The sequence below is a fragment of the Devosia sp. Soil_C_22 genome (assembly GCF_057657195.1).
In genome coordinates this window covers 556,599-571,624 of record NZ_JBDGIY010000001.1, presented here as the reverse complement: position 1 = coordinate 571,624, position 15,026 = coordinate 556,599, and the positions used below count along the sequence as shown (strand labels likewise).

General features: G+C 65.3%; 11 protein-coding genes. 6 read left to right on the top strand and 5 right to left on the bottom strand.

The window, feature by feature from the left end; all coding sequences use genetic code 11:
* The first annotated feature begins 272 nt into the window (after nucleotides 1-272).
* From AC3A6I_RS02725 to AC3A6I_RS02700, 6 genes are all read left to right on the top strand, one after another.
* Nucleotides 273-1,427, top strand: a complete 1,155-nt coding sequence (locus AC3A6I_RS02725; protein ID WP_487541648.1) for an ABC transporter permease — start codon at nucleotides 273-275, stop codon at nucleotides 1,425-1,427.
* On the top strand, nucleotides 1,420-2,448 hold the full coding sequence (locus AC3A6I_RS02720) for an ABC transporter ATP-binding protein (RefSeq protein ID WP_487541647.1): 1,029 nt from the start codon (nucleotides 1,420-1,422) through the stop codon (nucleotides 2,446-2,448). Before AC3A6I_RS02725 ends, AC3A6I_RS02720 begins: the two co-directional genes overlap by 8 nt.
* Entirely contained in the window at nucleotides 2,445-3,470 is a 1,026-nt protein-coding gene (locus AC3A6I_RS02715; protein ID WP_487541646.1) for an ABC transporter ATP-binding protein, read from the top strand. The genes AC3A6I_RS02720 and AC3A6I_RS02715 overlap by 4 nt, the downstream gene beginning before the upstream one ends.
* On the top strand, nucleotides 3,460-5,577 hold the full coding sequence (locus tag AC3A6I_RS02710) for an alpha-amylase family protein (RefSeq protein ID WP_487541645.1): 2,118 nt from the start codon (nucleotides 3,460-3,462) through the stop codon (nucleotides 5,575-5,577). Before AC3A6I_RS02715 ends, AC3A6I_RS02710 begins: the two co-directional genes overlap by 11 nt.
* 108 nt (nucleotides 5,578-5,685) lie before the next feature.
* Nucleotides 5,686-7,626, top strand: coding sequence for an ABC transporter substrate-binding protein (locus AC3A6I_RS02705; RefSeq protein ID WP_487541644.1), 1,941 nt, complete (start codon nucleotides 5,686-5,688; stop codon nucleotides 7,624-7,626).
* A 74-nt stretch (nucleotides 7,627-7,700) separates the two neighbouring features.
* Nucleotides 7,701-8,687, top strand: a complete 987-nt coding sequence (locus tag AC3A6I_RS02700; RefSeq protein ID WP_487541643.1) for an ABC transporter permease — start codon at nucleotides 7,701-7,703, stop codon at nucleotides 8,685-8,687.
* A gap of 140 nt (nucleotides 8,688-8,827) precedes the next feature.
* Here the strand turns inward: AC3A6I_RS02700 and AC3A6I_RS02695 are convergent, their stop codons facing one another.
* The 5 genes from AC3A6I_RS02695 to AC3A6I_RS02675 form a co-directional block, all read right to left on the bottom strand.
* Nucleotides 8,828-9,856, bottom strand: coding sequence for an ABC transporter ATP-binding protein (locus AC3A6I_RS02695; RefSeq protein WP_487544971.1), 1,029 nt, complete (start codon nucleotides 9,854-9,856; stop codon nucleotides 8,828-8,830).
* Nucleotides 9,857-9,861: 5 nt separating this feature from the next.
* Nucleotides 9,862-10,887, bottom strand: coding sequence for an ABC transporter ATP-binding protein (locus AC3A6I_RS02690; RefSeq protein ID WP_487541642.1), 1,026 nt, complete (start codon nucleotides 10,885-10,887; stop codon nucleotides 9,862-9,864).
* Nucleotides 10,877-12,028: an ABC transporter permease gene (locus AC3A6I_RS02685; protein ID WP_487541641.1), complete on the bottom strand. Its 1,152-nt coding sequence runs from the start codon at nucleotides 12,026-12,028 to the stop codon at nucleotides 10,877-10,879. The genes AC3A6I_RS02690 and AC3A6I_RS02685 overlap by 11 nt, the downstream gene beginning before the upstream one ends.
* Before the next feature lie 9 nt (nucleotides 12,029-12,037).
* Nucleotides 12,038-13,024, bottom strand: coding sequence for an ABC transporter permease (locus tag AC3A6I_RS02680; RefSeq protein ID WP_487541640.1), 987 nt, complete (start codon nucleotides 13,022-13,024; stop codon nucleotides 12,038-12,040).
* 63 nt (nucleotides 13,025-13,087) lie between these two features.
* Nucleotides 13,088-14,968 (bottom strand): ABC transporter substrate-binding protein, encoded by a 1,881-nt coding sequence (locus tag AC3A6I_RS02675; RefSeq protein WP_487541639.1) that lies wholly within the window; start codon nucleotides 14,966-14,968, stop codon nucleotides 13,088-13,090.
* Between the last annotated feature and the right edge of the window lie 58 nt (nucleotides 14,969-15,026).

The window sequence follows — 15,026 nt, the reverse complement described above, 5'->3', positions numbered from 1 at the left end:
CTGACAATAATCCACAGCAGGTACGCCTTGGCTGGGTCTGACGACTCGCCCGGAATCCGGGGACACGCTGCGATCGTCGTTGCCCAGCTGTCAGGCTACCGTCGACCATTCGACGGTCCGCTACCAACTAGGCTCTTGACCCGAGGAAAACATCGTGATGGCCTTAGGCTAACAAACGACGTGTGCGCATAACAAACACGCGCGCAAAGGGAGGAGAGGCGAGTGAGCGATCGCGGCGGCGATCCCTGTCGGCTTGTGCGGGAGTTCCGGCGATGACCTCGCTGGGCGAGCTGCCAGTTACGACACCCCGGACCGGCCTGCCCGAGACGGAGGCGGCCGCAGTCGGGCTCCTCACCCAGCGCCAGCTGGTCTGGCTCAAGTTCAAGGAACACAAGCTCGCGCTGTGGAGCGCGGTGCTCATCATCCTCATCTACATGGTCGGCGCCTTCTGCGAGTTCGTCGCCCCGCGCAGCCCGGATTTCTACGATCCGGCCTTCACCATGCTGGCGCCGCAGCCGGTGCATTTCTTCTACACCGACCAGGCCGGCAACACGCAGTTCGGCCCGCACGTCACCGGCTTTTCCTCGCAACGCGACCCGCAGACGCTGCGCAAGATCTTTGCGGCAGACCCCAGCGTGCGCATTCCCGTCGGGCTGTTCGTCAGGGGCGAACCCTACCACCTGTTCGGGCTGATCCCGGCCGATATCCACCTGATCGGCCCGCTCGATCCGACGCAGCCCTTCTACCTGCTCGGCTCGGACCGGCTCGGCCGCGACGTGCTGAGCCGGCTGGTCTACGGCACGCGCATCTCCACCTCGATCGGCCTCGTCGGCGTCGCCATCAGCCTCGTGCTCGGGGTGATCCTGGGCGGCATCTCCGGCTATTTCGGCGGCGTCACGGACAACCTGATCCAGCGCGTCATCGAGTTCCTCATGTCGGTGCCGACCATCCCGCTATGGATGGGGCTCGCCGCCGCCATCCCGGTCACGTGGTCGCCGGTGCTGGTTTATCTCATCATCACCATGATCATCTCGCTGATCGGTTGGACCTCGCTCGCCCGTGAGGTGCGCGGCCGGTTCATGAGCTGGCGCAACGAGCCGTTTGTCACTGCGGCGCGGCTCGATGGCACGCCGCAGTTCACCATCATCATGCGGCACCTGGTGCCGGGCTTCGTCAGCCACATCATCGCCTCGGTGACGCTCGCCATTCCGGCGATGATCATCGCGGAAACGTCGCTGAGCTTCCTAGGCATCGGCCTCCGTCCGCCGGTAGTGAGCTGGGGCGTGCTGCTGCAGGAAGCGCAGAACATCCGCTCGCTCGCCGAGGCGCCCTGGCTGCTCGCACCGGGTGTGATGGTGATCGTCACCGTGCTGGCGCTCAACTTCGTGGGCGATGGCCTGCGCGATGCGGCGGATCCCTATGTCTGAGCCGCTCCTCTCCATCCGCGGGCTGAAGACTCACTTCCCCACCCGCGAGGGGCTGGTGAAGGCTGTCGACGGCGTCGATCTCGAAATCCGGCCCGGTGAGACGCTGTGCGTCGTCGGCGAATCCGGTTCGGGCAAATCGGTGATGGCGCGCTCGGTGCTGCAGATCGTCACTCCGCCCGGACGGGTGGTGGGCGGCGAGATGAACTTCACCCGGCCTGGCCAGCAGCCGGTCGATATCGCGGCGCTCGACCCCTCCGGCAAGCCGATCCGCGCCATTCGCGGCCGCGATATCGCGATGATCTTCCAGGAGCCGATGAACTCGCTGTCGCCGGTGCACACAGTGGGCAACCAGCTGACCGAAAAAATCCGGCTCCACCATAAAGTCGGCCACCGCGAGGCGGTGCAGCGTGCCGTCGAAGCGCTGGATCGGGTCGGCATTCCCAACCCCAAGGCGCGGCTTGCGACCTATCCGTTCGAGCTGTCGGGCGGCATGCGGCAGCGCGTGATGATCGCCATGGCGCTCGCCTGCCGTCCGGCGCTGCTGATCGCCGACGAGCCGACCACTGCGCTCGATGTCACGACGCAGGCCAACATCCTCGAGCTGATTGCCGAGTTGCAAGCCAGCGAGGGCATGGCGGTGATGTTCATCACCCACGACCTTGGCGTCGTCGCCGAAATCGCCGACCAGGTGGCGGTGATGTATCTCGGGCGCGTGGTCGAACGCGGCAGCGTCGACGAGATCTTCTACCACCCGCAGCACCCTTATACGCTGGCGCTGCTCGGCTCGATCCCCAAGCTCGGTGCCCGACGCGCCCGGGGCGAGCGGCTCACCGCCATCGAAGGCATGGTGCCGCACCAGCTCAACCGGCCCAAGGGCTGCCCGTTCAACACGCGTTGCCCAGAGGCAGTTGACGGCATCTGCAATGTCGCCGAGGCGCAGCTGATCGAGTTGCGCCCCGGCCATTTCGGCGCCTGCCATATGCGCTCGGCGACCGCGATCCACAGCGAGGTGCCGGCATGACCGACACCGCACCCATGCTGGAAGCGCGCGACCTCCGCGTGCATTTCCCGATCCGCAAGGGTTTTCTCAAGCGCGTCGTCGGGCACGTGAAGGCAGTTGACGGGGTGAGCCTCACCATCAAGGCCGGCGAGACGCTGAGCCTCGTGGGCGAGAGCGGCTGCGGCAAGACCACGCTTGGCCAGACGCTGGTGCGCGTGCTCGAGCCGACAACGGGCGAGATCGTCTACCACAACAAGGATGGCGAGGTGGACCTCGCCCGGCTCGGTGAGACGGCGCTCCGCCCCTACCGGGCCGAGATCCGCATGATCTTCCAGGACCCGTTCGCCTCGCTCAATCCGCGCCGCCGGGTGATCGACATCATCGGCGAGCCGCTGCGCAATTTCGGCGTCACCGACGAGCGGGAAGTCGAGTCCCGCGTCGGCGCACTGCTCGCCAAGGTCGGGCTGCGGCCATCCTATATGGCGCGTTTCCCCTATGCCTTTTCGGGTGGCGAGCGGCAGCGCATCGGCATCGCACGGGCACTCGCAGTACGGCCGCGACTGGTGGTCGCCGACGAGTGCGTGTCGGCGCTCGACGTCTCGATCCAGGCGCAGACGCTCAACCTGCTGCAGGACCTGCAGGAGGAGTTTGCGCTTACCTACCTGTTCATCTCGCACGACCTGAAGGTGGTCGAGTATATCTCCGACCGCGTGGCCGTGATGTATGCCGGCCGCATCGTCGAGCTCGCGACCACCGAGAGCCTGTTCGGCCGCCCGCGCCACCCCTACACCGCCGCGCTGCTCGCTGCCGTGCCGCGGCCGGACCCCAGGACGGCTCGCGCCGGCAAGCGCATGCGCCTCAAGGGCGAGGTCGCCGATCCAGCCAACCGCCCGAGCGGCTGCGCCTTCCATCCGCGCTGTCCGTTCGCCGCCGATCGTTGCCGCACCGAGGACCCGCAACCGCGTCAGGTCGCGGGGCACGAGGTCGCCTGCCATTTCGCCGAAAGCCTGGAACTCAAGGGAGTAAGAGCCGATGCCGCCTAAGACCGCCACCGCAACCAAGAAGTCCGCTGCCAAGGGGACGGCAGCCCCGCTGTGGTGGCAGCGGCCATACCGGATGGTGCAGACCAACCTGCGCCAGCCCGACGCGCTCTACGACCAGAAGGCGCTTGCCCGCGAGACCAAGGAATTCGGCGCCGACGTGCTGCTCTACAATATCGGCGGCATCTACGCCTTCTACCCCACCAAGCTCGAGCTGCATGCGATCAACCCCTACATGAAGGGCGACGCGCTGGGCGACGCGGTCGAGGCCGCGCATTCGGAGGGCCTGGCGCTCGTCGGCCGCTACGACATGAGCAAGGCCACGCGCATCGCCTACGAGGCGCATCCTGAATGGTTTGTGCACAATGCCAAAGGTGAGGCGCTCGAATATAACGGCACATACCAGGCCTGCGTGAACGGCGGCTGGTACCAGGACTACGCGCTCGAGATCATCTCGGAATCGCTGGGCAAGTACCCGGTGGACGGCGTGTTCTTCAACATGTTCGGCTACACCAACTTCACCTATTCGGGGCACTATTTCGGCATCTGCGTGTGCAACAACTGCCGCACCCGCTTCCGCGCCATGTATGGCCGCGAGCTGCCGGCCAAGGAGGATTTCTCCGACCCGGCTTATGCCGACTATCTCGAGTTCAAGGACAAGACCGCGCTGGAATTGCGCAGCAAGGTCTACAAGCACATCCATCGGGTCGCGCCCAAGGTGGCGATGACCGGCCATCGCGGCGACAGCGACCTGATCCGCCTCGAGACGCAGCGCGCTGTCGACCGGCCGCAGCCCGAGTGGCCGTACCAGGCCGGCGAGCAGGCGCGCTGGGGCCGAGCCTATGGGCAGGGCAAGACCGTATCGTCCACCTCGGCCAACTTCATCGACTATGCGTGGCGCTTCGTCTCGGAGACCGGCGCGTATCAGCTCGCCCGCGGCGCGCAGCAGATCGCCAATGGCGCGACGCTCGATTTCTACCTGCTCGGCGTGATGGATCAGGACGACAAGACGGCCTACCCAGACACCTCGAAGCTGTTCAAGTGGCACGCCGCTAACGAGGCGCACTACACCGGGCTGAGCTCGGGCGCCAAGATCGCGCTCTACCACTCGCACGCCAACCTCCCCGGTCACGGCGCGCAGCCCTATTCCAAGCGCACCGCCAGCGGCGAATATGCCGAAACCGCCTTCCGCGGCGCCTATCGCGCGCTGGCCGAGGCGCGGCTGCCCTTCGACCTCGTCTCCGACGAGATCGTTGCCGGCCCGAACGGCGCCAAGGTGCTCTCGGCCTATGACGCGATCGTCATGGCCAACGTCAACTGCCTCTCCGATGCCGAAGCCAAGGCACTCGACGCCTGGGTGAGGGGCGGCGGCGTGCTGCTCGTCACCGGCGAGACCAGCTTCTACGACGAGAAGGGCGTCGCCCGCGACAAGCCGGCGCTCGCCAGCCTGCCGGTCGACGGCAAGCCGATGGCACGGCAGAACATGAAGGGCTCCTACTTCCGCATCGGCGCCGGCGAGTTGCCAATCCCAGCGGATGTGAAGCTGCTGATGCTCGACAAGACCTATTACGTCGCCGAGCCGAGCAAGGGCGCCGAGACGGTGCTGACCCTGCTGCCGCCGCAGCGTTTCGGCCCGCCCGAGCTCTGCTTCCCCGATTTCGAAAGCAAGCTGCCCGGCGCCATCATCGGCAAGTACGGTAAGGGCAAGGCCATCTACGTGCCGTGGCATGCCGATGTGCTCTACTATCGCGACAGCCTGCCCCACACCCGCACCTTCCTCACCGACCTCGTGCAGCGCAACATCGCGGCGGCACCGGCAAAGCTCGAGGGCCGCGGCGCGTTCGAGCTCACGGTGCAGCGGCAGGAGGCGACCGGCCGGGTGCTCGTGCATGTCGTCAACTATGGCGGCCAGCGCAACAACCTCTACGAGGACGCGCCGGCCGTGCATGGGCTGCGGCTCGGCGTCCGCGGCGTGAAGGGTGACGGCACGGCACTGGTTGCCGGCGTCGAAGTGAAGCCCGAGAGCGGCAAGCCCGATGCGGCCGGCTACCTCTGGTACGCGCTGCCGCCGGTCGAGGCCTTCGAGGCCATCCAGTTCAAAGCCGACTGATCCTTCAGCCCCGGTTCCGGCCGGGGCGGCGCCAATCCGGGCAACCGGTAGAGGCGGGGATTCAACCCCGCCACGGGACGTCACAGCAACGCTCCAAGGAGGAGAGAGATGAAACTGCACGCACATGTGCCAAGAGCCTGGCGAGTGGGAATCGCTGCGCTCGCCGTGGCCCTGCTGGGGTCCGGCGGTGCCTTCGCAGAGGACTATAAGGAAGCCCCAATGCTGGCCGACCAGGTCGCCGCCGGCAGCCTGCCGCCGGTCGCCGAGCGCCTGCCCGCCAACCCGATGGTGGTCACGCCGTTCGAAAGCGTCGGCCGATATGGCGGCACCTGGCGATTGGTGATGAATTCGCCCAGCGACATCGGCACCCTCGCCCGCACCATCGGCTACGAGAATTTCGTGCGCTCGGTCACCTGGCAGCCTGACACGGAACAGGCCGACATCGTGCCGGAAGTGATCATGAACGTCGCCGAGAGCGTCGACATCAACGAGGACGGCTCGGAATACACCTTCCACCTGCGCGAAGGCCACAAGTGGAGCGACGGCGAGCCCTATACCGCCGACGACGTGATGTTCTGGTACACCGACGTCTATTCCAACACCGAACTCTTCCCGTCCAAGCCGACCTGGTCGGTGCGCGGCGGCACGCCGCTGGTGGTCGAGAAGATCGACGAGACGACGGTGAAATTCGTGTTCGGCGGGCCCAATGGCCTGTTGCTGCAATATATGGCGACGCCGTCGAACGACGCCGAGCAGAACCAGCCCTTCGCCTATCCACGCCACTATCTCGAGCAGTTCCACCCCACCTACAACGAAGCGGCCGCCGGCGCCGAGTGGGTGCAGAACTTCCACGCCAAGGCCGACATGTGGCGTAACCCCGAGCTGCCGCGCCTGCATCCCTGGATCATCACCCAGGGTATCGGTCAGGGCAGCGGCGCGCAGGTGATCGCCGAGCGCAATCCCTACTACTTCAAGGTCGATACCGAGGGTAACCAGCTTCCCTATTTCGATCGCGTAACGGTCGACATCGTCGCCGATGCCCAGGTCACCCTGCTCAAGGCGGCCAATGGCGATTTCGACATGCTCGATTCCTATGTCGGCTTCGTCGCTACGCCGGAAAACCGCGGCACCTTCTTCGACAACCAGGAGAAGGGTGGCTACGAGTTCTACGACGTGCTGCCCAACCGGGCCAACCTGATGATCATCTCGCTCAACATGACTCACAAGGACCCCGTGTTCCGCGAGCTGTTCGGCAACAAGACCTTCCGCCAGGCACTCTCGACCGCCATCAACCGCGAGGAGGTGATCGAGCTGGTCTGGCTGGGCCAGGGCCTGCCCTATCAGACGGTAGAACGGCCTGAATCCCCGCTGTTCGACGAGGAAATGGCGACCCAGTTCACCCAGTTCGACATTGCCAAGGCCAATGAGATGCTGGACGGCATGGGGCTGACCGAGAAGGACGGCAATGGCATCCGCCTGCTGTCGGACGGCCGGCCGCTGCAGTTCACCATCGATATCTCGGTGATCCGCCAGCCGTGGATCGACAGTGCCGAACTGATCAAGGGCTACTGGAGGCAGATCGGCGTGGACCTGCTGATCAACACCTCGGACACCACCGCGCTCAACCAGCGCGTCGAGTCCAATAACCACGATGCGGCCGTGTGGTCCGCCTCGGGCGGTCCGGATTCGCTGTTCGATCCGAAGTACTACTTCCCCTCGTCGTGGGCTGCGTTCTACGCCACCACCTGGGGCCAATGGTTCACCAAGGACACGCTGCCGGAGGAGCCGCCGGAAGCGGCCAAAAAGCAGATGGACCTCTACCAGCAGGTGTTCGCCGAGATCGATATTCCGAAGCGCCTGGCGCTGATGCAGGAGCTGCTCGCGATCTCCAAGGAGGAGTTCTACACCATCGGCGTCATGCAACCGACCTCCGACTATGGCGTGGTCAACAAGCTGATGACGAACTTCCCGGCCGTACTGCTCGCCAGCAGCGAATATGCCCATCCGGGCGCGGCCAATCCCGAGCAGTTCTACTACGCCGCGGAGTAGACTCCCGACTCCGCGCCGAGCTCCTTCCGGGGTTTCCCTGTCCCCGGGAGGAGCACTCCAACAGGATCTGAACCATGCTGGCCTTCATCGCGCGCCGTATCGTCTACATGGTCGTGACGCTGATCGCGATCTCGGTGATGACCTTCATCATCATCCAGCTGCCGCCGGGCGACTTCGTCACGGCCATGGTGGCGCAGCTCAACCTGCAGGGCACCACGGTCGACGCCGCCGACATGGCGGCGATGCGCGCCCGCTACGGGCTCGATGATCCGTTCATCGTCCAGTACTGGAAGTGGATCACCAACATCGTCCTTTACGGCGACTTCGGCTTCTCGCTCGAGTGGCGGCGGCCGGTCGCCGAACTGCTGTGGAATCGGCTCGGCCTCACCTTCGTGCTGGCGCTGGTGAGCCTGCTGTTCATCTGGGCCGTGTCGCTGCCGATCGGCATCTACACCGCCATCCGCAAGAACACCGCCGGCGACTACTTTGCCACCTTCCTCGGTGTGATCGGCCTCGCCATCCCGAATTTCCTGTTCGCGCTCGTCCTCATGTACATCTCGTTCCGCTATTTCGGCACGGGCACGGGCGGGCTGTTCTCACCCGAATACGAGAGTGCGCCGTGGAGCTGGGGTAAGCTGCTCGACCTGGGCCAGCACCTGATCATCCCCACCGTGGTGCTCGGCACCAACGGCATTGCGGCGCTGATGCGCATCCTGCGCGCAAACCTGCTCGACGAGCTTTCGAAGCCCTATGTCACCACCGCTCGCGCCTATGGGCTGGCCGAAGGCAAGCTGCTGCTGAAGTATCCGGTGCGGATCGCGCTCAACCCATTCATCTCGACGGTGGGCTGGATCCTGCCGACACTCGTCTCCGGCGCCACGATCACCGCAGTGGTGATGAACCTGCCCATGACCGGCCCGCTGCTGCTGCAGGCGCTGATCAGCCAGGACATGTATCTCGCCGGCAGCTTCATCATGATGCTCTCGGCCCTCACTGTGATCGGCACGCTGCTCAGCGATCTGCTGCTGGCCTGGCTCGACCCGCGGATACGGTACAGCTGAGGCATGCGCCCGGGACGCGCATCCTTCCACGGTGTCATTCCCGCGAAAGCGGGAATCCCTGTTTGCGGAGCGTGCAGCTAAACGGAGATCCCCGCTTTCGCGGGGATGACCCGGTGGGGCGGCACCCAATAGAGAAAGCTTCAGGCCCCGGTGCCCACCAAACTCAACGTCTCCGCATAATGACACGCGGCCGACTGCCCATTGCCCAGCGTGCGCAGCGGCGGCGTCTCCTTGCGGCAGAGATCGGTAGCGTAGCGGCAGCGCGGGTGGAAGGCGCAGCCGGATGGCAGGTTGCTGACATCGGCAACTTCGCCCGTCAGCCGGATGCGCTGCCCCTGCCGCCGCAGCCGCGGATCCGGCCGCGGCACGGCCGACAGCAGCGCCTCGGTATAGGGGTGCTTGGGCGCCGCGTAGAGCGTGCGAGTCGGCGCAACCTCGACGAGCTTGCCCGCATACATCACGGCGACGCGGTCGCAGATATGCTGGATCACCGCCAGATCGTGGCCGACGAACAGATAGGTGAGATCGAGCTCGCGCTTCAGGTTGCGCAGCAGCCTGAGAATCTGCGCCTGCACCGAGACATCGAGCGCCGACACCGCCTCGTCGCACACGACGAAGGCCGGGTTGAGCGACAGCGCCCGGGCGATACCGATACGCTGGCGCTCGCCGCCCGAGAACGCATGCGGATAGCGCCGCACATATTCGGGCCTCAGCCCGACCTTCTGCAGGAGCTCACCGACACGGTCGTCGATCTCCGAGCGCGACATGCCGGCATATTCCATGCCCTGGCCAATGATCTCGCCCACCGGCAGGCGCGGGTTCAACGAGGCATTGGGGTCTTGGAACACCATGCGCATCTCGCGCCGAAGGGCCTTGAGTTGTAGGCGCCCTGCCCCGGTAACGTCGAGCTCCTCGCCATTGGGGCGGCGGAAGGTGATCGAGCCGGCCGTCGCCTCGACGATGCGCAGCAGCGAGCGGCCGGTGGTGGTCTTGCCGCAGCCGCTTTCACCCACGAGGCCGAGCGTTTCACCGCGCATCACCTCGAAGCTGACGCCGTCGACCGCCTTCACCTGGCCGACAGTGCGGCGCAGCACGCCGCGCGTGATCGGGAAATGGACCTTGAGGTCCTGCACCTTGAGGATCGGCTCGACGAGCGTCGGCATGGCCATGGCGTTCACGACACTGCCTCCGGCTTCACGACATTCTCGTGCAGCAGGCAGCGCACCTCCTGCCCGCCCGGAAACACCGTGCGGCTGGGGTCGATGCGGTCGCACAGGCCGGGCATGAACTCGCGACAACGCGGGTGGAAGCTGCAGCCCTCCGGCCGGTTCAGTGGGTTGGGCACCATGCCCTCGATGGTGTCGAGCTCTTCGCCCACTGCTATGCCGAGCCGCGGGATGGAGCGCAGCAGCCCGCGCGTGTAGGGGTGCCGCGTCTCATGGAAAATGTCGTCGACCGGCGCCCGCTCGACCACGCGGCCCAGATACATCACCGCCACACTGTCGGCGATCTCGGCGACGACGCCGAGATCGTGGGTGATGAACATCACCGCCATGCCGAACTCGGCCTGCAGGTCCTTGATCAGGTCGAGGATCACCGCCTGCGTGGTCACGTCCAGCGCCGTGGTCGGCTCGTCGGCGATCAAGAGGCGCGGCCGGCACGACAGGGCCAGCGCGATCATCGCGCGCTGCCGCATGCCGCCCGAGAGCTGGAACGGGTAGGCGTTGATCCGCTCCTCCGGCCGCGGCATGCCGACCCGCTTCAGGATCTCGATGGTGCGGTTGCGCGCCTCGGCCTTCGATACCTTCATGTGCAGCCGGATGGCGTCGCCGATCTGTGCGCCGATGGTCTGCACCGGTCCGAGCGCCGTCATCGGCTCCTGGAATATCATCGCGATCTCGCGTCCGCGGATCGAGCGGATCTCGTCGCCCGTAGGGTCGAGTTGGGCGAGGTCCACGACCTTGCCGTCGGCCTTCCTGAACTTCATCTCGCCGCCGACCACCTTGCCGGGCGGGGAGACGATGCGCAGGATCGAGCGCGCCATCATCGACTTGCCGCAGCCGGACTCGCCGACCACGCACACGGTCTCGCCGTCGCGGATGACGAGGTCGGCGCCGTCGACGGCGCGCACGGCGCTTGGACCCTGCGCGAAGTGGGTCTTCAGACCGTTGATCTCGAGCAGCGGGGTGTCAGTTGCCATAGGGATCCGCCGCATCGATGAGGCCGTCGCCGAGGAAGTTCATGGACAGCACCGCCGTGACGATTGCAAAGCCGGGCAGGAACAGCCACGGCGCCGAGGCGACCGAACGGATGTTCTGCGCCTCCTGCAGCAGCACGCCCCAGCTCACTACCGGCGGCTTGAGCCCGATGCCGATAAAGCTCAGCGCCGTCTCGGCGAGGATCATTGCCGGGATGGCGAGGGTCACCGAGGCGATGATGTGGCTGAGGAAGGACGGCACGAGGTGCTTGCGGATAATCGCCATCTCGCCCAGCCCGTCGAGCCGCGCCGCGACGACGAAATCCTCGTGCTTCAAGGCCATGAACTTGCCGCGCACCTCACGCGCCAGCCCGGTCCAGCCGATCAGCGACAGGATGATGGTGATGGCGAAATAGACCTGCAGCGGCGACCAACTCTGCGGAATGGCAGCCGCGAGGCCCATCCATAGCGGGATGGTCGGCACCGACTGCAGGAACTCGATCAGCCGCTGGATCAGGTTGTCAACCGTGCCGCCGATGAAGCCGGAAAGGCCGCCCAGGATGATGCCCAGCACCAGCGAGAAGCTGACGCCGATCAGCCCGATCGACATCGAGATACGGGTGCCGTGGATGGTGCGGCTCAACACGTCGCGGCCCAGCCGGTCAGCGCCGAACAGGTACATAGGATCGCGCGGGTTGGTCGGCGCGATCAGGTGGATATCGGCGGGAACGAGCCCGAACAGCAGGTAGGGTTCGCCGCGCTGGAAGAAGCCGACCGGTATGACCTTTTCCGGATCGGGCACGAAGGTGCGCTTGAACGATACCGGATCGACATCGCTCTTGTAGCCCATCACATGCGGCTCGAAGCGGATGCCGCTCTCGTCGGAGACGAATAGGTTCAGCGGCTGCGGCGGCGCGTAAATGTAGCGCGAGGAATAGAAGTCGGTGGAGAAGGGCGCGAGGAACTCGGCGAAAATGGCGACGAGGTAGATCACCAGCACCACGGCGCCGGCGAAAAGCGCCACCTTGTTGCGGCGGAAGCGCCACCAGATCAGCTGCCACTGGCCGGCGACCTGTTGCCTGGCTTCCTTCTCGGTCCGCGGAATGGCGGGGGCGGATGCGGCGCCTGCGGTCTGGTCGGTCATCGTGCCACCTCAGCTGTAGCGAATGCGCGGGTCGAGCCACGCAAGCAGGATGTCGGAGATCAGCGTGCCGATCACGGTCAGCACGCTGAGCAGCAGGATGAAGCTGCCGGCGAGGTACATGTCCTGGGTCAGGAGCGAGCGCAGCAGCATTGGTCCCGACGTCGGCAGGTTGAGGACGATGGCGGTGATCGTCGCACCCGAGACCAGTCCCGGCAGCACCCAGCCGACGGTCGAGACGAACGGGTTCAGCGCCACCCGCACCGGATACTTCATCAGCAGCACGTGCTCGGGATGGCCCATGGCGCGCTGCGTCACGACATAAGGCTTGTTGAGCTCGTCGAGCAGGTTTGCCCGCATGATGCGGATGAGGCTCGCGGTTCCGGCCATGCCGAGCACGATCACCGGGATCCACAAGTGGCTGATCAGGTCGCCGACCTTGGCCAAGCTCCAGTCGGCATTCTCGAATTCGGGCGAGAACAGCCCGCCCACAGTCTGCCCCAGGTAGCGGAAGGAGAGATACATGAAGACGAGCGCGATGAGGAAGTTCGGGATCGCAAGCCCGATGAAGCCGATGAAGGTCGCAAGATGCGCGCCTATCGAGTTCTTGCGGATCGCCGAGTAGATGCCGATCGGGAAGGCGATGGCCCAGATGAACAGCAGCGTCGAGATCGAGAGCACGAGCGTCAGCCCCATGCGCTCGTAGATCAGCGTCTGCACTGGCCGACTCCACTCGAAGCTCTGGCCGAAATCGCCGCGGAAGATGATGTTGGAAATCCACTTCCAGTACTGGATGTGGAACGGCTCGCCCAGTCCGTAGCGCTCGCGCATACCTTCGACGAAAGCCTGGTTCACCTGCACGCCCTCGGCCGACATGCCTGCCACCATCGAGCTCAGGTAGTCGCCCGGCGGCAGCTGGATGATGACGAAGGTCAGGATGGAGATGAAGAACAGCGTCACCACCATGTAGCCAAGGCGTCTCAGCAGATATGCGAGCATGCGCGGCGTCTCCCTCGGACGGCACGGCCCCGCGGCACGAAGGCCGCGGGGGCATGGGTCAGGCTATTGCTTGACGTACCAGGTGGAGAGGTTGAGCGGCGCCGGCGTCGGATAGATCGCCGAGTCGATCATCGTCGCCGGGACGTTCCCCATCCGGTCGGTGGCGACCGCGTAGGTGCCGGTCAGCAGCGAGATACCGAAGCTGCGGAACTCGTCCCTGGCGATGTCGATCACCTGCTTGAACAGCTCCGCCTGTGCGGCGGGATCAGCCGTTGCCAGCGCCTCGTCATAGAGCCCGAGCTGGCGCTTGGTCTCCTCCGGCGGCTCGATGCCGCGCTCGTCGCCATTATACCAGTAGGACCACGGCACGGCGTAGAGCGCGTTGTCGTTGATCGGCACGTAGAGCCGCGGGTTGAGCAGCTCGTTGAGGCCGCCGGCGCCGACGTTGGACATCGCTTCGTGCAGGTTCGCCACCTGCCGCTCACGATAGAGCGCAGAGTCGATGACGTTGACCTGAAGATCGACGCCGACATCCTTCCAGTAGCCCTGCATCAGCTCGAGGCTGTCGACCTGCTGGGTGGTGTCGGTGCGCACGTCGACGCGGATCACCAACGGGTTGCCATCGCTCATCAACCGGATGCCGTTGCCGTCCTTGTTGGTGAGCCCGAGCTCGTCCAGCATCTTGTTGGCGAGGTCCGGATCATACTCGGTGTACTGGCGTGCGAATGCCTCGTCGTAGAACTGCGACTCCGGCCGCGGCGCCACCTGGAACGGCTCGCCCTGCCCGACATAGATGATGTCGATCAGCTCGGGCCGGTTGATGGCGTGGCTAAGCGCGATGCGGAAATTCTTGTCGTTGAACAGCGCGTTCTTGACCGGGTCCTGTACCGTGAGGTTCAGGTGCACGGCATGGGCGGCCGAGACGTCGGCGCTGAGATCGACGAAGTGGTATTTGCCGGCCGCCTGGTTCTCGAACAGGATCGGCTTGTCGGTGATGCCGAAATTCTGTGGGCGGTAGACGAAGTCGACCTGCCCGTTCATCACCATCAGCTTCAGGACCTCGGGGTCGCCGATGATGGGCAGCACGACCTGGTCGAGATAGGGCAGCTGGTTCTCCGCCGTATCGACCTTCCAGTAGTAGGGGTTGCGGGTGGCCACCACCTGCGAGCTCGAGCCATCATAGGGCTGGGTCACCGTCCAGGCGTTGAGCGTGGGCAGTTCCGGGTTGAGCCACTGGGCAAAGTTGCTGCCGGTCGGGCCGCCGACCTTCTGGGTGAAAAGGTCGACCCACGAGGTCACCCCCGCCGCCTTGATCTCGGCGTCGATGCCCTCGGCGTTGTACTTGGGGTGGAATTTTTCGGCGTAGTGCTTGGGCGCGATGGTGGGCAGGTTGTTGCCCGAGGCCATCTGCTGCAGGAACAGGCCGTACGGCTTGGCGAAGGTGAACCGGATCGTGAAGTCGTCGATCTTTTCGAGCTTGGCCGCCTCGCCGCCATTCATCATGTGGCCGCCCGGACCGCCGGGGAACAGCTCCTCGTTGAGCGCCATGTCCTCGAACCAGAACACCACGTCGTCCGCGGTCACCGGCGCGCCGTCGCTCCACTTCATGCCCTGGCGGAGCTTGAAAGTGAACTGAGTGGAATCCTCGCTCGCCTCCCAGGATTCCGCGATGTTGGGCACCACGGTGCCGCCCTCGGGCGCAAAGCGCACCAGCGGCTCGTAGCCGATGATGCGGTTGAGCCAGCCATAGCCGCGGTCGGTGCCGCCGAGCAGGTCGGTACGCATCTCGCCGCCATAGCTGCCCACCTCGTTGAGCGGGGTCAGCACCAGCGGTGCGCTGGGCAACCGGTCATTGACCGCCGGCAGTTCGCCGGCGCTGACGCGGGCATCCAGCGTGGGTGCCTGGTTGAAGGCCAGCGCCTGCGAAATGGCCAGAAAACTCACGAACAGGCCCATAGCGGCGGGCCTGAAGGCACTCCTCGAAATCCTCACGTTCCGTCCC